This is a genomic window from Microbulbifer harenosus, assembly GCF_005771435.1.
Classification (GTDB): Bacteria; Pseudomonadota; Gammaproteobacteria; order Pseudomonadales; family Cellvibrionaceae; genus Microbulbifer; species Microbulbifer harenosus.
Genome location: NZ_VANI01000004.1, coordinates 124,399 through 143,402, shown reverse-complemented (window position 1 = coordinate 143,402; position 19,004 = coordinate 124,399). Strand labels below are relative to the sequence as shown.

General features: G+C 62.1%; 17 protein-coding genes. 9 read left to right on the top strand and 8 right to left on the bottom strand.

The genetic code is table 11. The features are described from left to right. Positions 1-41: 41 nt before the first annotated feature. A complete protein-coding gene (locus FDY93_RS02905; protein WP_342776593.1) occupies positions 42-998 on the top strand; it encodes a CHAD domain-containing protein in 957 nt (318 codons plus the stop codon). A gap of 8 nt (positions 999-1,006) precedes the next feature. Here the strand turns inward: FDY93_RS02905 and FDY93_RS02900 are convergent, their stop codons facing one another. The 6 genes from FDY93_RS02900 to hslV all read right to left on the bottom strand — a co-directional run bounded on the left by FDY93_RS02900 (position 1,007) and on the right by hslV (position 9,204). Further along, the gene (locus FDY93_RS02900; protein WP_138234247.1) at positions 1,007-2,551 is read right to left on the bottom strand and encodes an alkaline phosphatase; all 1,545 of its coding nucleotides are present in this window, start codon (positions 2,549-2,551) and stop codon (positions 1,007-1,009) included. 283 nt (positions 2,552-2,834) lie between these two features. Further along, positions 2,835-4,490: a hypothetical protein gene (locus FDY93_RS02895; RefSeq protein WP_138234246.1), complete on the bottom strand. Its 1,656-nt coding sequence runs from the start codon at positions 4,488-4,490 to the stop codon at positions 2,835-2,837. A gap of 110 nt (positions 4,491-4,600) precedes the next feature. After that, complete coding sequence (locus tag FDY93_RS02890; protein ID WP_138234245.1) at positions 4,601-6,448, bottom strand: PhoX family protein; 1,848 nt, start codon at positions 6,446-6,448, stop codon at positions 4,601-4,603. 156 nt (positions 6,449-6,604) lie between these two features. Next, positions 6,605-6,982: a gamma-butyrobetaine hydroxylase family protein gene (locus FDY93_RS02885; protein WP_138234244.1), complete on the bottom strand. Its 378-nt coding sequence runs from the start codon at positions 6,980-6,982 to the stop codon at positions 6,605-6,607. A gap of 107 nt (positions 6,983-7,089) precedes the next feature. Next, complete coding sequence (gene hslU / locus FDY93_RS02880; protein ID WP_138234243.1) at positions 7,090-8,403, bottom strand: ATP-dependent protease ATPase subunit HslU; 1,314 nt, start codon at positions 8,401-8,403, stop codon at positions 7,090-7,092. A gap of 261 nt (positions 8,404-8,664) precedes the next feature. Then, positions 8,665-9,204: an ATP-dependent protease subunit HslV gene (gene hslV / locus FDY93_RS02875; protein WP_138234242.1), complete on the bottom strand. Its 540-nt coding sequence runs from the start codon at positions 9,202-9,204 to the stop codon at positions 8,665-8,667. 117 nt (positions 9,205-9,321) lie between these two features. Between hslV and FDY93_RS02870 the strand changes: the two genes are divergently transcribed. Further along, the gene (locus FDY93_RS02870; protein WP_205827942.1) at positions 9,322-9,555 is read left to right on the top strand and encodes a DUF2798 domain-containing protein; all 234 of its coding nucleotides are present in this window, start codon (positions 9,322-9,324) and stop codon (positions 9,553-9,555) included. A gap of 10 nt (positions 9,556-9,565) precedes the next feature. Here the strand turns inward: FDY93_RS02870 and FDY93_RS02865 are convergent, their stop codons facing one another. Then, entirely contained in the window at positions 9,566-10,132 is a 567-nt protein-coding gene (locus FDY93_RS02865) for an SPOR domain-containing protein (protein WP_138234241.1), read from the bottom strand. A gap of 79 nt (positions 10,133-10,211) precedes the next feature. Further along, on the bottom strand, positions 10,212-12,404 hold the full coding sequence (locus FDY93_RS02860; protein ID WP_138234240.1) for a primosomal protein N': 2,193 nt from the start codon (positions 12,402-12,404) through the stop codon (positions 10,212-10,214). A 258-nt stretch (positions 12,405-12,662) separates the two neighbouring features. On the opposite strand from FDY93_RS02860, the gene rpmE reads away from it, so the two are divergent. The 7 genes from rpmE (at position 12,663) to FDY93_RS02825 (ending at position 18,999) form a co-directional block, all read left to right on the top strand. Next, positions 12,663-12,875 (top strand): 50S ribosomal protein L31, encoded by a 213-nt coding sequence (gene rpmE / locus FDY93_RS02855; RefSeq protein ID WP_105102475.1) that lies wholly within the window; start codon positions 12,663-12,665, stop codon positions 12,873-12,875. A 23-nt stretch (positions 12,876-12,898) separates the two neighbouring features. Then, positions 12,899-13,723, top strand: a complete 825-nt coding sequence (locus FDY93_RS02850; protein ID WP_138234239.1) for a thermonuclease family protein — start codon at positions 12,899-12,901, stop codon at positions 13,721-13,723. A 176-nt stretch (positions 13,724-13,899) separates the two neighbouring features. Continuing rightward, positions 13,900-15,153 carry a malic enzyme-like NAD(P)-binding protein gene (locus FDY93_RS02845; protein ID WP_138234238.1) on the top strand — a complete coding sequence of 418 codons (1,254 nt, stop codon included), beginning with the start codon at positions 13,900-13,902 and terminating at the stop codon, positions 15,151-15,153. Between the two features lie 393 nt (positions 15,154-15,546). Next, entirely contained in the window at positions 15,547-16,020 is a 474-nt protein-coding gene (locus tag FDY93_RS02840; protein WP_138234237.1) for a hypothetical protein, read from the top strand. A 127-nt stretch (positions 16,021-16,147) separates the two neighbouring features. Next, positions 16,148-17,737, top strand: a complete 1,590-nt coding sequence (gene gshA, locus FDY93_RS02835) for a glutamate--cysteine ligase (RefSeq protein ID WP_138234236.1) — start codon at positions 16,148-16,150, stop codon at positions 17,735-17,737. A gap of 156 nt (positions 17,738-17,893) precedes the next feature. Then, a complete protein-coding gene (locus FDY93_RS02830) occupies positions 17,894-18,502 on the top strand; it encodes an acyl carrier protein phosphodiesterase (RefSeq protein WP_138234235.1) in 609 nt (202 codons plus the stop codon). Positions 18,503-18,507: 5 nt separating this feature from the next. Beyond that, complete coding sequence (locus FDY93_RS02825; RefSeq protein WP_138234234.1) at positions 18,508-18,999, top strand: disulfide bond formation protein B; 492 nt, start codon at positions 18,508-18,510, stop codon at positions 18,997-18,999. The last annotated feature ends 5 nt before the right edge of the window (positions 19,000-19,004 follow it).

The following is a 19,004-nucleotide window of genomic DNA, read 5'->3' as shown; positions in this document are numbered from 1 at the left end:
TTTTGTGAAAGTTTTCGGAGTTTTCGTTTTCAATCGCTATTTTGATACTTGTTCATCCCCAAATATCTCACCAGCCATTTGCTCAATCGGTCCCGCTAAACCGTAATGACTCACTGCAGAATGAAAGGAACAAACTTTTGTACAGTTTCAATTCGGACAATCCACCAGCGCTAAGTCTCCAAGAAGTTTCCGCTGAACAAGTTACTAAGGCGCTGAAGGCAGCACGGTCTCGTGACTACGAAATAGCCACCCACCAGATCCGCAAACACTGCAAAAAGATGCGCGCACTGGTGCGCCTGGTGCAAAAGACCAACGGCGAGGCTGAATCACTCTACCGCTTCGAAAACGCCCACTACCGCCGCATTGCCGATCTGCTTTCCGGCAGTCGCGACGCGGTTTCACTTCACGACGCGTTGCGCAAGCAGCTGGGTGACGAACGCTTTCCGGCGACCGCGGCGCTGCTCAAATCCCGGATCGATAACGGAGACACACAGGAAGCTCTGCAACAGGCGCGGGATTTACTGCGGCAGGGTGCGCAGCATGTCGACACCTGGGATCTGACAGGTCTCGACAGAAAGAACCTGATGCGCGGCTATGCGCGCAGCTACCGGCGCACGTTCAAGGCGATGGAAAAGGCCTTGCCAGACGATGACGACGGGCGCATGCACACATTGCGCAAACGGGTTAAAGACCAGTGGTACCACACCCGTTTGCTGCAGCCGCTCAAGCCGAAAAAGATCGGCCGCCGCCGGGCGCGCTTGAAAACCCTGGCGAGCGCACTGGGCGACTGGCGCGACCTGCGCCTGCTGTGCGCCTTCCTGGCCAGCCATAAACAGGTATTGAGTGCTGAAGCAGAAGAGGAGCTGATACCGCTGCTGGATGCCGCACAGCAGCGGCTGGCTGAATTGCGTGAAGTGATCGGACGCGAGTGCGAACTGCTGTTCCGGCACAAGCGCTGGAAACAGCAGCGCTTGTGCAAGGTCCCCGCGCCCGATTGAAAGACGGGTTATTTGCGCTCGAGCAAACCGCCGGCGTGGGCCATCACGTGAAAGATGTAGTTCTGCTCGTGTGTGCCGGACAACAGCTGTGAGCCCGGGCCGCGCGCCCAGATGCCCACGTCTTCACCACCGTGGGTTTCACCCGAGGTGGGCACCAGCGCCTCCTGGAAAAATCCCGGGTTCCGGGTGTTGACCTCGCTGATATCGGCGCGCCCGGGATGGGTGTGGGTATCGCGGCGGTTGTCGGAATCGGTTTCCCTGCCCAGATCCGCAAACCCCTGCCCGTTGGCGTAGCCGACGGTGGTGTAGGGCTTGCCGTCGCTGGCGAGATCCGGGGTTTTCCTGGGCTCGCCGCGCTCGTCGTTGCCAATCACTTTGCCGAGAATCGGGTTGCCGCGGGTAGGGTAGCCGGCGATGGTGAAGGTATGGCTGTGGTCGGCGGTGACGATGATCAGGGTGTCCTTGGCATCGGTGTTGTCCATGGCCACCTGCACCGCTTTGGCGAATTCCACCGCATCGTGCAGCGCGTTATAGGCATTGCCCGCATGGTGGCCGTGGTCGATGCGGCCGCCCTCCACCAGCAGGAAATAGCCTTCCTTGCCCCGCTTCAGCAATTCGATACCTTTCGCGGTCATCTCACTGAGCGACGGTTCACCGGCCTTGTCGTTGTCGCGGTCGGCTTCATAGCGCATGTGCGAGGGCTGGAACAGACCGAGCAGTTTGTCGGTGGATTTGATATTCACCTTGTCGAAGCCGGACTTGTCTTCGATATACACCGCGTTTTCGCCGTAGCGCTTCTGCCATTCGCTCACCAGATTGCGGCCGTCTTCGCGCTTGCCGGCAGCCCCTTCCAGATCGGTCACACTGGTCGGCAGGAAGCCGCGGCGGCCGCCGCCCATGATCACGTCGATGCCGTCACCCACGTTCATTTCCACCAGCTGCGCGGCGATATCGCGGCAGCCTGCGGGCGCGGAGTATTCCCAATCGCGCTCCGGTACCTTGGCGTAGGTGGATGCGGGTGTGGCGTGAGTGATGCGCGCGGTGCTGATAATGCCAGTGCCCTTGCCACGGGTTTCCGCCAGTTCCAGCGCGGTGGTGAGCGGGTGTTCGAGGCTCGCCTTGCAGTCGCCGCGGGCGACGCTTTCACCCACGCCGATGAACCCCGCCTTGGTTTTTACCCCGGTGACCATCGCGGTGGCGGTGCCGGCGGAGTCCGGGGTCTGCTGGTTGGTGTTGTAGGTTTTGATCAGGCCGGCGAACGGCATTTTTTCGAAGCTCAGCTGGTATTCCTCGCCGTCGAGGCCCTGCTGCTGGCCCGCGAGAATACGCGCGGCGGTGACGGTGGAGATGCCCATACCATCGCCCACAAACAAAATGACGTTTTTCGCCGCGCCGCGCTTGTTGTTGATCTCCACCTCGGCCGCCTGCTGCAAGCTGGCCTGGGCTTCATTGAACCAATGGCTGTCGCGCTGGCTTTCCGGCAGCTTTTCGGCCGCAAGGGTCGCTGTAGAAAGTGCACAGGCGAGTGCTGCGGCGATGGATTTACGGATCATTGAATTACCCCCGGGCAAACAGACGAAAGAAAAGACGCCAATTAGACTGGGAGCATGTTACAGAATGGTGGCGAGTCCTTCGATAACTGAATTCCTCGTTGTGCGCGCCTTGTAGGAGCCTGCTTGCAGGCGAATTGGAAGGTTCATATCAAGCAGCCATCCATGGAGCAGAGTCCGGCCAGGCCATCCTTGGCCTGGCGCCAACCTGAGCAGCGAGCAGTGCTCGCTATACGCTCAAGTTGGCCCTGCAAGCAGGGTCCTACAAGGTGCGAAACGAAGAATATCAGCGGTAGCTGAGAACCTGTTCCACTCCGGTTTCCTGACCCTCACTTACCTCTCTCAACAGATTTTCCCGCGGGGCCAGCACCGCGTCGCGGCCTTCGCGATAACTCTGCTCCTCGACGATAGCGCGGTAGGCCTTGTTCAGATCCAGCGCGCGGCGCGGGGAGGGCATGATCAGGGTATTGATGTCGGCGGCCAGGCGCTCGAGCATGGCGGTTTTCAGGCTGCCGTCGGCAGCGAAGAAGCGCGCGCGCACCTCCTCATTCGAGCGGTACTCGTCGGCGTTGCCCACCTGCTGCAGGTACACCGCGTACTCTCCGCGGCCGTCCTGCCGCCGCGGTTCCGGGATGCCGGCGAGCGGTTTCTGGGACCAGTGGTACCAGCCGCGCTGGAAGCTGTCGGCCGCATCCAGTTTGCGGGTCATGGCAAAACCGCCGTCGATATTCGCCCCGATAGCGCCGTGACAGCCGGCACAGGTGGCGAGTTCCTCGTACGACTGCGGGCGCAGATCGCCGTGGGCATCCTCGATAAAACCGCTGTAGCGCCAGCCGCGGCGGTTGCTGACGCCGCGCTCGATATCCCCCACCACCGGTTCAATGCGGTCGGGAAAATCGTGCGCCTCCTTGAGTTCATCGGCGGCGAGTTCACGATGCTGGAAATAATTCACCCAGCGCACCTTGCGCGCGTATCGCAGCTCTTTCATGCGCGCTGCCATGTGCACCTGGCCATTGGTATCCACATCCAGGTAGCGCACGCTGTGCAGGAATTCGGTGCCCAGCGGGTAGGAACCGGCGGACAGCGGCGCCTCTCCTTTTTGCTGGGCAAGGCGAGCCGCGCCCACGTAGGACATGAAGCGCTGCTCCAGCGGTGCCCAGTCGTAGGCAACTTTTGTCGCCGTGGTGAGATCGCCGCTCTTGTCGAGGTCCACCTTGAGAAGATTCTCATCCACCGCTTCGATGGCCACATCCGCGCGCTTGATCAGCGCTTCGACCACAGCGAGATTTACCCGATACACGACACTGTTGTAATTACCATTTTCGTCGTTGCGATAGATGGCGGGCAGACGAATCATCACATCGTCGGTGGAGCCATTGGTGGGAAAAAAAGTACCGGGAAACGGGGTGTAGGCCAGGGCGCGCCAGCCGGTGTATTTGCCCTCGTCGTTGCGGTCGAAACCCTCGCGGTCGAAATTAAAACCCACATCCGGGATATAGCCGTCCCAGGTGCCGTTCTGGTTGCCATCCCAGTGGGCCGGCAGTTTTTGTGTAAGTGTCTGCGCGAGGGGAATGCGGCCGTCCGCTGCGCGGTAATTGTCCTCGCGCACATAGTCGAGAATGGCCTTGTCACTCACGGACGCCAGATAGTCACCGCGGTCCCTGAACAGATTGTGCCAGCGGTTTTCCCGCGCCGGTTCGGCGAAGTCGTACGCCAGTTGCAGATCCAGGTCGTTGGTAAAGTTCGGGGCCTGGCTGCTGGTGTGGCACACATAGCAGGGATTGCTGGCAGGCCCGCTGGTGTTTTCGGTTTTGGTGTAACACTGCGGCGGTGTGACGGCGGCGGGGTTAGACAGGTAGAGGCGGCCGAGGTTATCCGTGTCAGCGGACAGGGCGTTGCCGCTCAGCAAAGCGGCGAAGATTGCCGGAAAAATGGTGTGCATGGAGTTCACTCGACGTTTGCATGCCGTCATTCCCGCGCAGGCGGGAATCCAGTTGACTGGCCCCCCGCCTGCGCGGGGGTGACGAGCAGAAAGTTTGCGGAGGTGTGCGATTACTCGGCCGTCACATCCATGGCCGGGAAGGGGCCGACGTATCCGGTGTACGCACGGTGTTCAAGCGAACCCGGGGCCAGTTTGTCGTCATCGGATTCACCGTAGGGGTGCTGGATCACGCTCATCAGATAACCGAAGCCATTGATGTTCGGGTACCAGTAGGGCGAGGTGGTCTCGGAACCGTAGGGGGTGGTCTGGATGCGGGTGAGACCGGCGGTGGAATCGGCGGCATCGACGTCATCCAGGTTCAGCGACCAAATCACGTCGTTCTGGTGACCGGAGCCGGTGTCTTCACCGATGATCAGCGTGTTGTAGCCGGTGATGAAGGTGACGTTGTCCGGGTTGGCGATGGCGTCCGCGTCGCATCTGTAGCTGGCGAAGGGGCTGTCTGCCGGGTATTCGGCAGGAATACCGCCAATCAGGCCGTACATGTTGCCCGCCACATAGTCTGAGCCGATATCGCTGTCCGCGGCCACGTCCAGCTGGTATACGGCGCCGCAGGCATTCGCTTCGGCGATCTGTACATGGCCGACACCGTCGGTCATGCCTTTGCCCACTTCACTCATGGCCACATACAGTTTGCTGCCATCCGGGTCGAAGGTGACACCCTCTTCCTTGCGGAATTCGGTGGTCGCGCCCATCAGCGCCGCGTAGCGGCGGGTTTCCAGCCGCGAGGCGATTTTCTCCATGCCCGGCTTCAGGCTCAGGCACTCCTCGTTGCCGTTGGTGGCGGTTGCCACACAGCCTTCCGCATCCACGTCGAAGATATCGTTGAACGTGACCGCGGGCACACCTTCGCTGCCGTGCACCGCTGCGCTGATTTCATCGTTGCTGGCATGGCCGAGAGATACCCACTCCAGGTCGGCAGCGCCGAGACCTTCCGCGGAAGTCTGGTTCCACTTGGCCGCATAGACGGTGCCCGCGCTCAGATCGCCGGCGGTATCCGCGATAAACATGTACAGACCTACGTTGGTGCCGTCGTCGGTCATATACACGGTCTTGCTGTCGGGCATCACGTAAGACAGCTCGAACGCGAGGCGGCCCATGGCGTAGTGTTTGACGAGATCGGTGGTGGGTGCGACGTCGCCCTCCGCGTTCACATTGATCTCGATATTCCAGCCGTAAAAGTAGGGGTTCCACTGGCTGTCGTCGGCGTAGTAATCCAGCATGCCCGCGGAGTAGCCGTCGGCTGCCGCTTCGACACCGGTGGGCAGGGTGCGCGCGTCCGGCTCGTATTCTTCGGACGCGAGGTGCGCGTTCCACGGAGTGACAGAGGCGGCGCAGTGCACCCAGCCACCATCCACACCGGACTGGTCGACCTGCCACAGGTCTTTGGTGCTGAGCTCGCCGGTCTCCGGATTCTGGTCCAGCTCCATCAGGAACATGGCGCCGGGGCGGGTTTCCATCTGCGACACGGAGAACAGGCGGTCGCCGATCGGCAGCAGAGAGGTGTGCTCGTTGGCGTCGGTGATCTTGAGCAGGCCGTCTTCGTCGTACAGCGGCTGGCCGGCGGCATCCACCAGCTGGCCGAACACCACGGTGCTGTTGACCGAGTCTCCGGAGCGCAGCAGGGTGTGGAAGCCGATGTCGTATTCCTCACCGTTTACGGCGACTTTCGGCGACGCCAGGATCTGGCGTTTTTCCATATCGCTGGCCGGTGCGGCGACGCCGGTGAAGCTCAGGGTGCGCTCCGGTGTTTCACCGCCGCCATCGCCGGGACCCGGGTCCGGGGTGACCACCGGTGGGTCGTTGCGGTCGTTATCGTCGCTGCATGCGGGCAGCAGTGCAAACGCGGCAAGAATCACACCCAGCTTCAGCGCTAGCGGTGTTTTGGTAAATGGAATCATCGTTCAAGCCCCCAAGCTCAAAATTATTTTGCGCAGGGATTTAAACGGCCGGAGGTGACAGCGAAGTGACAGGTGGACCTGCCTGTGTGACGGGTGGATGAAGATTTCGTGAATCGGGATTCGGGTCACAATCCACGGCGGTGAGAGATTTGCCGTTCAGCCGATGAATTTCACCGGGCTTTCATCCGGGTCGCGGCCCTTGCCTTCGCGCTGCAGGCACTCGAGATAGGCCTGCCATTTTTCCGGCTGTGTCTCGCACAATTCGCGCAGATAGGCCCAGGTGTAGATGCCGCTGTCGTGGCCGTCGTCGAAAAAAATCTGCAGGGCGTAGCGACCGGCGGAGGCGACCCTGTCGATACCCACATGCATTTTCCCGCTGACCAGTGTGCCTTCACCGATGCCGTGGCCTCGCACCTCGGCGCTGGGGGAATAGACGCGGAGATATTCGGCCGGGAGTACAAACGCTCCGTCCGGATATTCAAGAATCAGTTTTTTATCGGCCTGGTCGAGGCGAATTTTTTTCGGCGGCTGCATGAAAAATTCCGGGGTGAGTGGCCTTGTAGGAGCCTGCCTTGCAGGCGAACGGTCCGGAGCTTCGAACGATTCGCCTGCAAGGCAGGCTCCTACAGGGTGAAGCGCGATCAGAGAATAAAGCGTGAGAGGTCTTCGTCTTTACTCAATTCACCCAGATGCTTGTCCACATAGGCCGCATCGATGGTCACGCTGGTATCGCCGTCACCGCCGGCGAAGGAAATTTCTTCCAGCAGTCGCTCCAGCACGGTATGCAGGCGGCGCGCGCCGATATTTTCGGTGGATTCGTTCACGTCGTACGCCACTTCCGCAATGCGGCGGATGCCGTCTTCGGTGAAACTCAGGTCGACACCCTCGGTGGCCAGCAGTGCTTTCTGTTGTTCGGTGAGCGAGGCACTCGGCTCGGTGAGGATGCGCTGGAAATCCTGGGAAGTGAGCGAGCTCAGTTCCACGCGAATCGGCAGGCGCCCTTGCAGTTCCGGAATCAGGTCGGACGGCTTGGCCAGGTGGAAGGCGCCGGAGGCGATGAAGAGGATGTGGTCGGTCTTCAACATGCCGTATTTGGTGGTGACGGTGCAGCCTTCGATCAGCGGCAGCAGGTCGCGCTGTACACCTTCGCGGGAGACGTCGGCTCCGCTGTTGCCCTGGCGTTTGGCGACCTTGTCGATCTCGTCGATAAACACGATGCCGTTCTGCTCGGCGGACTGGATGGCGCGGGTCTTGATCTCTTCGTCGTTGATCATTTTCGCGGCTTCGTCGTCGGTGAGCTGTTTGAGGGCTTTTTTGACGGTGAGCTTGCGCTTCTGGGTTTTGCCTTTGGACATGTTGGAGAACATGCCCTGCAGCTGGTTGGTCATTTCTTCCATGCCGGGGGGCGCCATGATTTCGACACCGACGGGAGCGGCGGAGACGTCGATTTCGATTTCCTTGTCGTTGAGTTCGCCTTCGCGCAGTTTTTTGCGGAACACCTGGCGGGTGCCGGAGTCTCTGTCACCGGGTTCGGTGTTGCGTGCGGGGGGCAGCAGGGCGTCGAGTACGCGCTCTTCGGCGGCGTCCATGGCACGCTGTTTGACGGATTCCATGGCGCGCTCGCGTTCGAGTTTCACGGCCATTTCGACGAGGTCGCGCACGATGGATTCGACATCGCGGCCGACGTAGCCGACTTCGGTGAATTTGGTGGCTTCGACTTTGATAAAGGGTGCGCCGGCGAGTTTGGCGAGGCGACGGGCGATTTCGGTTTTGCCGACGCCGGTGGGCCCGATCATGAGGATGTTTTTCGGGGTGATTTCCGCGCGCAGTTCTTCGTTGACCTGCATGCGGCGCCAGCGGTTTCTGAGCGCGATGGCGACGGCGCGCTTGGCGTCGTGCTGGCCGACAATGTGGCGGTCGAGTTCGTGGACGATTTCTCTGGGGGTCATGGACATAACAAAACTCGTATTTTCAAGCCCACACGGCTCACTCTGTAGGAGCCTGCCTGCAGGCGAACATTCGGTATTTTTTCTGGCACCGCTTGTTCTAAGCTGGCGCGGTGGCGGCCGGTCACCGGGGAACAGGTTTCAGGACCGCGGTGAATACATCCCTGTACGCTCTGTCGCAAACGTCCCTGTTTGCGACAGTCCTGAAACCTGTTCCCCGGCGCCCGCCCTTCGATTCGTGGCGGATTACTTCGTCAGCAATTTCAGTTGTCAGTAATTCAATTCTTCAATCGTGTGATTCTGGTTGGTGTACACACAGATATCACCGGCGATCTTCAAACCCTGCTCGACGATGCTGCGCGCATCCATATCAGTGTTGTCCAGCAGCGCGCGTGCGGCGGATTGCGCAAATGGCCCGCCGGAGCCGATGGCAATCAGATCGTCTTCCGGCTGGATCACATCACCGTTGCCGGTGACGATCAGGCTGGCGGTTTCGTCGGCGACGGCGAGCAGAGCTTCCAGCCTGCGCAGGGCGCGGTCGGTGCGCCAGTCTTTGGCGAGTTCGACGGCGGCGCGGGTGAGCTGGCCGTTGTGGGCCTGGAGTTTGGCTTCGAAGCGCTCGAACAGGGTGAAGGCGTCGGCGGTGCCGCCGGCGAATCCGGCGATGACTTTGTCATTGTAGAGGCGGCGCACTTTGCGGGCGTTGCCTTTCATGATGGTGTTGCCCATGGAGACCTGGCCGTCACCGCCAATGACGACTTTGCCGTTCCGGCGCACGGAGAGAATGGTTGTGCCGCGATACTGTTCCACTGGTGCCTCTGTGTTTGCTGGGTCAGAAGCTCTAAATGTGGTCGAGGGGGGCGAATTTCAACTTTTGTGTGAGGCGCCTATAATCCGCCATCTTCTGAGGTACTGGGAGGTTCGCCTGTGGCCCGTTTGAAACGCCGTTACTACACCCTGGTTTTCGCGTTGTTCATGTCGCTGTTTATGTCGGCACTGATGTCCGGGGTGATTACGGTAATGAACACTGGGATTACCGAGGGCTTCCTGACCCGCTGGTTTCACGCTTGGCTGGTGGCGTGGGTAATTGCGTTTCCACTGATCTCCATTATTGCGCCGGTGGCGCATCGGATTACGCGCAGGTTGGTGGAAACGGACTAGCCCTTCGCGCTCACCCCTGTGCCGGGCGCTTCAGTACCAGTGGCATCAGCCGGTGCTCGGCGAGGATGCTGCGGGCCTTGGCGACTTTTGAGCGGTTGGTATAGGGGCCGACAAGGACCCGGTGCCAGGTGCCGCGGCTGTCGGTGGCGGATTCCACTTTGACGTCGAGGTTGGCGAGCATCAGTTGCGCACGCAGGCGCTCGGCTTCTTCCTTGTCGCGGAAACTGGCGGCCTGGAGGATGTACACGAGATCCGGCTGCGCTTCTTCCTTTTCCGCTGGCTTGTTGCCGGCGCCATTGTCGGTCTCGCGCACGCGCACCTGCTGGTTTTTCGGCGGTGCGACCTTTACTTCGCTCTCTTCCAGCAGTTTGTAGAAATCGAACTTGGGCTTGGCCTCCGCGGGCGCCTGCGCCTGCGGCGCGGATTTGCCGGTGCCGGTCACCTTGGTCTTTTCGGTTTTGAGATCGCTCAGCAGAAAGATGAACACGGCAAAGCCGCCGACGAAGTTGCCGAGCACAAACCAGACCCAGGCGGGTTTGCCGGAAGATTGCGGGCGGCGGGTATTGCGGCGGGCCATGAATGCTCTCTCGATCTTTTTCGCGATTATTCTGCGGGTCGGGAATTGTAACCCCTGCGTTCAGGCATGTCCGCCGACCTCAAGATAATTCCTGGGCATCCATGTCTACCGCCCAACGCAGACGCCGGTTGCGATTCCCCTCCGCCCACTGACAGAAACGGGTGAGCAGCTGCTGCAGCAGGCCGCGCCGGTCGGCGGTGATCTGGATATAGAAGCGGTAGCGGCCGGACTTGCGCTCAAGCAGCGCAGGTACCGGCCCCAGGTACTGCAGCTCCGGCGAGCTCGGCGCCAGCGCTTCGAGATAATTGCGCGCATTGGCGAGAAATTCCTCCGCCCATCGCGGTTCCTCGCACTCGGCCCGCACCAATGCCATCGCGCGCATTGGCGGCAGCTGGGCGATCTTGCGCTCCTCCATCAGCTGGCGGGCGAAGGCACCGTAGCCTCGGTTCAGCAGCAGTTGGAGCAGCGGGTGTTCGGGGTAGCGACTCTGCACCAGCACATGCCCCGGCAGGTCGCCGCGACCGGCGCGCCCCGCCACCTGTTCCAGCAGCTGCCCCATGCGCTCGGGCGCGCGGAAATCCGCGCTGAACAGGCCGCCGTCGGCGTCCTGGATCACCACCAGGGTGACTTTCGGCAGGTGGTGGCCCTTGGCCAGCATCTGGGTACCCAGCAGCAGGCAGGGCTCACCATTGCGCGCGGGTTCCAGCAGCTTGTCCAGCGCCTGCTTGGTGGCGGTGGTGTCGCGGTCGACGCGAATCACCGGGAAATTTCGGAAGCTGTGGGTAAGGAAGTCCTCACTGCGCTCGGTGCCCGCACCCAGGGCGTTGAGATTGCGGCTGTGGCACTGGGGGCAGCTCGTCACCTCGCGCATGCGATAGTCGCAGTGGTGGCAACGCAGGTGGCGGCTCCGCCGGTGCAGGGTGAGCTTGGCGGAGCAGTGCGGGCAGTCGGCGAGCCAACCGCAGTCGTCGCAAGTGAGCGCCGGGGCATAGCCGCGGCGGTTGATGAACACCAGCGCCTGTTCGCCGCGGTTCAGGGTATCGCCGATATGCCGCAGCACCTGGGGGGCGAAGCCTTCCTGCAACGGTTGATGCAGGGTCGGCACCACACTGATCTCGGGCGGGCGCGCATTGCCGGCGCGGTGGCGCAGGCGCAGGTGCTGGTAGCGGCCGGAGAGCGCATTGTGCAGACTCTCCAGCGATGGCGTCGCCGAGCCCAGCAACACCGGCACATCGGCGTTTTTTGCCAGTACCACGGACAGATCGCGGGCGGAGTAGCGCACGCCGTCCTGCTGTTTGAAGGAGCCGTCGTGCTCCTCGTCGATCAGGATCACGCCGAGGCGCGGCAGCGGGGTGAAGATCGCCGAACGGGTGCCGATGACAATATCCGCCACGCCGCTCGCCGCCGACAGCCAGGCGCGGGCGCGCTCGCCGTCGGCGAGGCCCGAGTGCAGCGCGGCGATGCGGAAATCCGGAAAGCGCGCGGCGATGCGACGCAGGGTCTGAGGGGTAAGGCCGATCTCCGGCACCAGCAACAGGGCCTGATTGCCCTGGTTGAGCGCGCGCGCCATCAGACGCAGGTAGACCTCGGTCTTGCCGCTACCGGTGGTGCCTTCCAGCAGCGAAGCGCTGAAACCGCTGGCGGGGACCGCGTCGATCACCTGGCGCTGCTCGTCATTTAATTGCGGCACCGGCTGCGGCTCAACCGCTTCCAGCGGTGGCGGCGCGGTAGGACCGCTGACCCAGCGCGCCAGCTTGCGCTCGACCAACGCCTTGCACACCGGGGCGTTGAGGCCGCGGGCGTTCAACGCCGTGCGGCTCTGGCGGTTGGTTTTCAGCAGCAGCTGTAGCAACTCCTGCTGCTTTTTGGCCCGTGCCAGTGCGGTCTCCGGCAGACCCTTGCCTTCCGTGGTGAGCTCCAGCCACTGTTCCGCCCAGTGATCCGCCGGTTTGCCCTTGCGCAGCGCGACGGGAAGGGCGGCGGCGTAAAGTTCGCCCACCGGAGCCTGGTAGTAGTCTGCCGCCCACTGCAGAAACTGGCGGCTGCGTGTATCAAAGATGGGCTGGCGGTCGATGCGCTCGCCGGCGGGCTTCAGCTCGGCAAGCGGCGACTCCGCCACCACCTCCACCAGCACCGCCACCAGATCGCGGCTGCCGAAGGGCACCAGATAGCGCTGCCCCGGGCGCAGGTCATCGGCACCGAGTCCCTGGGGTGGCAGGTAGTCGAACAGGCGGCGCAGGGGTACCGGCACCGCGAGGCGCAAGATCGCCACTGTACCTTGCAATGAACCTGACTCATCCGCCACAACCCCCAAAGCGCCCCCCTTGGTATCCTCACAAAACGCGCATGATACCCCAGTGGCGTCGCGATCCGCGCGGTGGCGCGAGAGCAGGACAGGTTCCGCTTGAATAGGCGAGCTAATCTGGTAGTATGCGCCGACTTTTTAAACAGCCCGGGGAGTCATCCCCTGCACCAATGACGATCCCGTGCCCGGCAGATGACCAGGTGGCGGTGTCGAAAAGAGGCCATCATGAAGACCGATATCCACCCGAATTACGTTCAAATCACAGCTACCTGCTCCTGCGGCAACGAGTTCAAAATGGGCTCCACCCTGGGCAAGGACATCCAGCTCGACGTCTGCTCCAACTGCCACCCGTTCTACACCGGCAAGCAGAAACAGGCGAGCACCGGTGGTCGTGTGGACCGCTTCAAGAAGCGTTTCGGCAGCCGCATTTCCAAGTAAGCGTCGGCGCGCCGCGCACCGGAATGATCCATTTGTTCCCGGTGACCCAAAAGGCATTCAGGGCCCCCCTGAGTGCCTTTTTTTATGCGTGCTTTTTACTGCTGGCGACATTGCTGCCGGCGCACGCTGACTGTGTACTGGGCGAAGCGGACGAGATCGTGGCGCTGAAGAAGGTGGTGGACGGCGATACCCTGCGCCTTAAAGACGGCCGCCGCGTGCGCCTTATCGGCGTGAACGCGCCGGAGCTGGCTCACGGCGGGCGGCGGGCGCAACCGTTGGCGCGGGAAGCGAAGGAGTTCACCGAGCGCTTTCTTTCCGGCGGTGACCTGGAGCTGGTCTACGACCGCGACCGCCGCGACAATCACGGCCGGGTGCTGGCGCACGTCTACAACCACCGCGGCGACAGCCTGGAGTCGGCACTGCTGTCCGCCGGGCTCGCCTTTCATATCGCCGTTGCTCCCAATCTGTCGCTGGCCGAGTGCCTTTCCAGTCGCGAACAGGAGGCGCAGGATGCCCACCGCGGCGTCTGGACTCCCGGAGTGTGGCCGGTGCTTCAAGCGGCGGACATCCGGCCTGGCGACGGCGGTTTTGTCCTGCTCACCGGCACCGTGAAAGAGGTGGAGAAAAACCAGTTTGTGTGGCTTGAACTGGATGGCCCGGTGGCAGTGCGCCTGCAACCCGAACGGGATTATGGCCACGTGAGCGGGCGCAATTGGCAAGGGCGAAAAATAGAAGTGAAAGGCTGGCTAGTGGACCGCGGAGCAAAATATTCATCCCAAAACAAGAACCATAAAAGATGGTTTGTTGCATCGGACTCAGAATTTACTATCGAAATTAGTAGGAAATGACTGGCAAGCTCAGTTTTTGAGCTTGTGGACTTCCGGTCGTCTCGGCTATTCTTCGCGCCTCGGATAGGGGAGCGAGCACACCGCCCACCCCACAATAAAATCAATACATCCGCTGTAAACCGCGCCCGGCTGCAGTACGCCGGTCGCGCATTCCAGACCAAAGAGACGACATCCCCATGACCTACTCCCTGCGCCAGGCAGCGCTGGACTACCACGCCCTGCCAACACCGGGCAAACTCTCGGTGGAGTTGACGACCCCCGCCCAGACCCAGGAAGACCTGTCCCTCGCTTACAGCCCCGGCGTCGCCGAGCCGGTGCGCGAAATCGCCAAAGACCCGGAGGCCGCGTACCTGTATACCGGCAAGGGCAACCTGGTGGCGGTCATTTCCAACGGCACGGCCATTCTCGGCCTCGGCAACCTGGGCCCACTGGCCTCCAAGCCGGTGATGGAAGGCAAGTCCCTGCTGTTCAAGCGCTTTGCCGGTATCAACTCGGTGGATATCGAGGTGGACACCACCAGTCCCGAGCGCTTTATCGAGACCGTCGCCGCCATCGCCAATACCTTCGGCGGCATCAATCTCGAGGACATCAAAGCGCCGGAGTGTTTCCACATTGAAGAGGCACTGATCGAGCGCTGCTCGGTACCGGTGTTCCACGACGACCAGCACGGCACTGCCATTGTCACCGTGGCGGGAATGCTGAATGCGCTGGAGATCCAGGGCAAAAACATCGGCGACGTGCGCATCGTGTGCCTCGGCGCCGGCGCCGCCGCCACGGCCTGCTGCAAACTGCTGCTGGCCGCCGGGGCGAAAAAGCACAACATCACCATGCTCGACAGCCGCGGCGTGATCCACTCCGGGCGCACAGACATCAACGCCTACAAGGGCGAGTGGGCGCGGGATACCGAGATGCGCACCCTGGACGACGCTATCGAGGGCGCCGATGTGTTCCTCGGCGTGTCCGGCCCGGACTTGTTGACCGCGGAGCAGCTGGCGCATATGGCGGACAAGCCCGTGGTATTCGCCTGCTCGAATCCGAATCCGGAAATTTCCCCGGAGCTGGCCCACGCCACCCGCGATGACCTTATCATGGCCACCGGCCGTTCGGACTACCCGAACCAGGTGAACAATGTGTTGTGCTTCCCGTTCATTTTCCGCGGTGCGCTGGATGTGCGCGCGACGCGCATCAATGAAGACATGAAGCTCGCGGCCGTCGAGGCGCTGCGCAGACTGGCCCGTGAGCCGGTACCGGACGAGGTGCGCGCGGGCTACGGCGGCGTGGAACTGAGCTTTGGCCCGGATTACATCCTGCCGAAACCCATCGACCCGCGCCTGCTGCCGGAAGTGGCGGCGGCGGTGGCGAAGGCGGCGGTGGACAGTGGTGCGGCGCGGCTGCCATATCCGGTTCATTACCCGCTGAAGGCGCTGTAAGGTTTTGGTTTAAGCTCTGCGCTTGCTGCGAAGGTGGCGATAGCGGGTGCAGCCTTGTGAGACGTTGATTCGGGCCAAGGCCCTCACCCTTCGGGCGCCTGCGGCGTCCAAAGCCTACGCTTTGTCCGCGAGAGGGGCCGAAGGCGCCGCGAATACTTGGAGCGGCCGGGCCACCTCGCGGAAGAGCCCCCAGGGATGGGTTCACGGCGTGTCTCACAAGGCTGTACCGGCTAGCGGCACCGCCACCGGGGCCACATCGGAGCACGATTCGCCTGCAAGCAGGCTCCTACAGTCAGAAACGTTCACTTCCCGCCCAATCCCGACACAATTCTTGAGCCCCACCCCCACCGCCGCTAAACTCCCCCTCATGTTTGAACAGAGTTCCCTCCCCGCATGAGTCATGTTTACGTGCTGACCAATCAGCACCAGCAGTTTTTGAGCAAAAGCAACGAATGGATCGACGGCCGCGATAGCGCCCGGCTGTTCCGTACCGAATACAAGGATGTCGCCATCAACCAGATGTTCGAGGCCAATACCCGCGACGTCACCCTGCGCATCGAACTGCTCGAATGCGGACTCGACACCAAGAAAAACCCCCAGATTCCCGCCGACGCCCTGAGCGACGAGCCGCTGTATGTGGCGGACGAACAGGAGGGAGCGGTAGCGGAAGAGGGTGGCGATCCGGAAGAACTGCCACAGCCGGACCCCAGTGAAGTTCCGCCGGAGCACAATCCGGAAGTAGACCCGCAGCCGGTACCGGAAGTGGAACCGGACCCTCAGCCGGAGATCGACCCGGACCAGTACCCGGGCGACACACCGGAGATCGAGCCAGAGCAGCCCCCGGAATCCGTCGTCAGCCAGATCTGATGCTCTTCTTTTGAAACACGCGCCCTTGAGTTGTGACTCTGTGCCCCCACTTAGGCGGAATAAGCAGACACCCCCGATCGCGGCATATCCGGCGAAATAACCGACCGGCTGCGCACAGGAGATCCCAGTGCCCACATTCAACCTGGCCGAACTGGCCCAGCCGGAAGCCCTGTCCCTGCTAAAGGGCATTCGCCGCGGTATCGAAAAAGAGAGCCTGCGGGTGACCCCCGAGGGCGAGCTGGCGCAGACCGACCACCCCCTGGGCCTCGGCTCCGCACTCACCCACGACTGCATCACCACCGATTTCGCCGAAGCGCTGCTGGAGTTCATCACCCCGCCGGTGGCGACACCGGAGCAGGCGCTGGAGAAGCTCGACCAGATCCACCGCTTCACCTACAGCCAGATGGGCGAAGAGCGCTTGTGGGTGAACAGCATGCCCGGGCGCATCGGCCGCGACGCGGACATTCCCGTGGCCCGCTACGGCAGCTCCCACAGCGGCACCATGAAGACGATCTACCGGCTGGGTCTCGGCCTGCGCTACGGGCGCGCCATGCAGACTATTGCCGGGATTCACTACAACTTCTCACTGCCGGACAACTTCTGGCAGTGGCTGCGGGACAAAGAAGGCAGTGACGAATCGTTGCAGGATTTCAAAACCCGCCGCTACTTCGACCTGATCCGCAACTTCCGCCGCCACTACTGGCTGCTGATCTATCTGTTCGGCGCCGCGCCGGCGGTGTGCGGCACTTTTGTGCAGAACCGCCAGCACAGCCTGCAGCCCTTCGACGGCGACGGCCGCAGCCTCTACGCCCCTCAGGCCACCTCCCTGCGCATGGGCGACCTCGGCTACACCAGCGACGCGCAGAAATCCCTCATCGTCTGCTACAACGATCTGCAGAGCTATCTCGTCACCCTGTGCACCGCCATCAGCCTGCCGTATCCGCCCTATCTCGAATTGGGTGTGAAGGATGCCAGCGGCGAATATCAGCAGCTGTCTCCCGGGCTGCTGCAGATCGAAAACGAGTTCTACTCCGCGATCCGCCCGAAAAATCCCGCCGGTATGGGTGAGACCGCGCTGTCTGCCCTCGACGCCCGCGGTGTCGAGTACATCGAAGTCCGCTGCCTCGACCTCAATCCCTTTGTGCCGCTCGGCATTGAAGCGCCGCAGATGCGCTTCCTCGACGCCTTCCTGCTGCACTGCCTGCTCACCGACAGCCCGCAGACCGACAGCGCCGACTACCGCGCGGTACAGGAAAACCAGGCGCGCATCGTTTACCGCGGCCGCGACCCGGAACTGCAGCTGATCCACAATGGCGGCGAGCGCAAACTCACCGACTGGGCGGACGAACTTCTCGACCAGATCAGCCCCATGGCCGACCTGCTGGATCAGGCCTGGGCCAGCCACGACTACCAGCGCGCGGTCAGCGCCCAGCGCGACAAGATCGCAGGCATTACCCCGACCCCCGCCGCGCAGATGCTCGCGGAAATGCACGAGCACGGGCAGACCTTCTTCCAGTGGGCCAAAGCCAAGGCCGAACAGCACCGCCAGTACTTCCTCGAGCGCCCGCTGGACGCGGCAGAACAGGCGAAGTTCGAGCGGCTTGCCGAAGAGTCACTGGAAAAACAGAAAGCCATAGAAGATGCCGACAAGGGCAGCTTTGAGGATTATCTCGGCAGCTATTATGCGCAGTACGTGTTCTGCCAACGAGACCTTTGAACCTCGACGCGAAGGCGCCGATACCGGGAGTTGGTGTGTGAGACCTTCAAAAACAGGATGTTTTTGCAGAGCCCCCATGGATGGGTTCACGGCGCGTCTCACACACCAACTCCCGGTAGCGGTGCCGCCACAGAATCCGTTCGAAGTACTCCCCCAATGAACTACCTCGCCCACTTGCTTCTATCCGGCCCCGATCCGGACTGGCAGCTGGGCGGACTGCTCGGCGATTTCGTCAAAGGTCCCCTCAAAGGTGAGCGCCCGCAGGCCATCGAAGACGGTATCCGCCTGCACCGGCGCATCGACCTGCTGAGTGACCAACATCCCGCCTACCTCTCCGCACTCGCCCGCCTCGGCCCCCGGTGGCGCCGCCTCGGCGGCATCGCCCTTGATATCTGGTTCGACCACCTGCTCGCCGACAGCTGGCAGCAATGGACCCCGGTACCGCTGGAAACCTTCGTCGACACCTGCTGGTCCAACTTCCGCCAGCGCCAGCAGTGGATCCCGGAGAACGCTCGGGCATTTATTCAGCGCGCCGAGCAATTTACACTGCTGCCCGGCTATCGCGACGTCGGCGTCATCCAGCGCACCCTGGAGCGCGTCGGCCAAAGACTGCGGCGACCGCAGCCTTTGGTAGATATGCTGCCGTTGCTGCAGGCAGATCGTGTATTGCTGGAGCGCGAATTTCACACACTGTATACGGATCTGACGCTACAGGCCGCGCTGTTCCGGCAACAGCACCAGAACCAGAATTACCCCGGAAAATAATTGCCATGACCCTGCCAAGCCCCCGCACCACCTTCCTGCTGATGTTCCTCGCGGTCATCTTCGTACTCGCCGCCGCGTTCTATATGGAATACGCCATGGGGCTCGAGCCCTGCCCGCTGTGTATCACCCAGCGCGTCATGTTCCTCGGTGTGGGCCTGGTCTCCCTGATCGCCTTCCTGCACAACCCCAAGGTCATCGGCCGCCGTATCTACGGCTTGCTGGTCTCCCTGTGGGCACTGGGCGGCCTGTACTTCTCCGGCCGCCAGCTGTGGCTGCAGAGCCTGCCGGAAGACCAGGTGCCAGCCTGCGGCCCCGGCATCACTTATATGGTGGAAATGTTCCCCATGTCGGAAGTCCTCAAGACCCTGCTTACCGGCGACGGCAACTGCGCCGAGGTAAAGTGGACCCTGCTCGGTCTCTCCATCCCCGGCTGGGCGGCTGTGGGGTTTGTCGGGCTGATCCTGTTCGGCCTGTGGCAGGCGTTCCGCAAGCGCTGAATATC

Coding starts and splice junctions, on each gene's coding strand:
- hslU (WP_138234243.1), bottom strand. CDS start 8,403: ATGTCCATGACCCCCAGAGAAATCGTCCACGAACTCGACCGCCACATT.
- FDY93_RS02900 (WP_138234247.1), bottom strand. CDS start 2,551: ATGATCCGTAAATCCATCGCCGCAGCACTCGCCTGTGCACTTTCTACA.
- FDY93_RS02840 (WP_138234237.1), top strand. CDS start 15,547: ATGAGTCATGTTTACGTGCTGACCAATCAGCACCAGCAGTTTTTGAGC.
- rpmE (WP_105102475.1), top strand. CDS start 12,663: ATGAAGACCGATATCCACCCGAATTACGTTCAAATCACAGCTACCTGC.
- FDY93_RS02890 (WP_138234245.1), bottom strand. CDS start 6,448: ATGATTCCATTTACCAAAACACCGCTAGCGCTGAAGCTGGGTGTGATT.
- FDY93_RS02895 (WP_138234246.1), bottom strand. CDS start 4,490: ATGCACACCATTTTTCCGGCAATCTTCGCCGCTTTGCTGAGCGGCAAC.
- FDY93_RS02845 (WP_138234238.1), top strand. CDS start 13,900: ATGACCTACTCCCTGCGCCAGGCAGCGCTGGACTACCACGCCCTGCCA.
- FDY93_RS02885 (WP_138234244.1), bottom strand. CDS start 6,982: ATGCAGCCGCCGAAAAAAATTCGCCTCGACCAGGCCGATAAAAAACTG.
- FDY93_RS02830 (WP_138234235.1), top strand. CDS start 17,894: ATGAACTACCTCGCCCACTTGCTTCTATCCGGCCCCGATCCGGACTGG.
- FDY93_RS02865 (WP_138234241.1), bottom strand. CDS start 10,132: ATGGCCCGCCGCAATACCCGCCGCCCGCAATCTTCCGGCAAACCCGCC.
- FDY93_RS02850 (WP_138234239.1), top strand. CDS start 12,899: ATGATCCATTTGTTCCCGGTGACCCAAAAGGCATTCAGGGCCCCCCTG.
- FDY93_RS02825 (WP_138234234.1), top strand. CDS start 18,508: ATGACCCTGCCAAGCCCCCGCACCACCTTCCTGCTGATGTTCCTCGCG.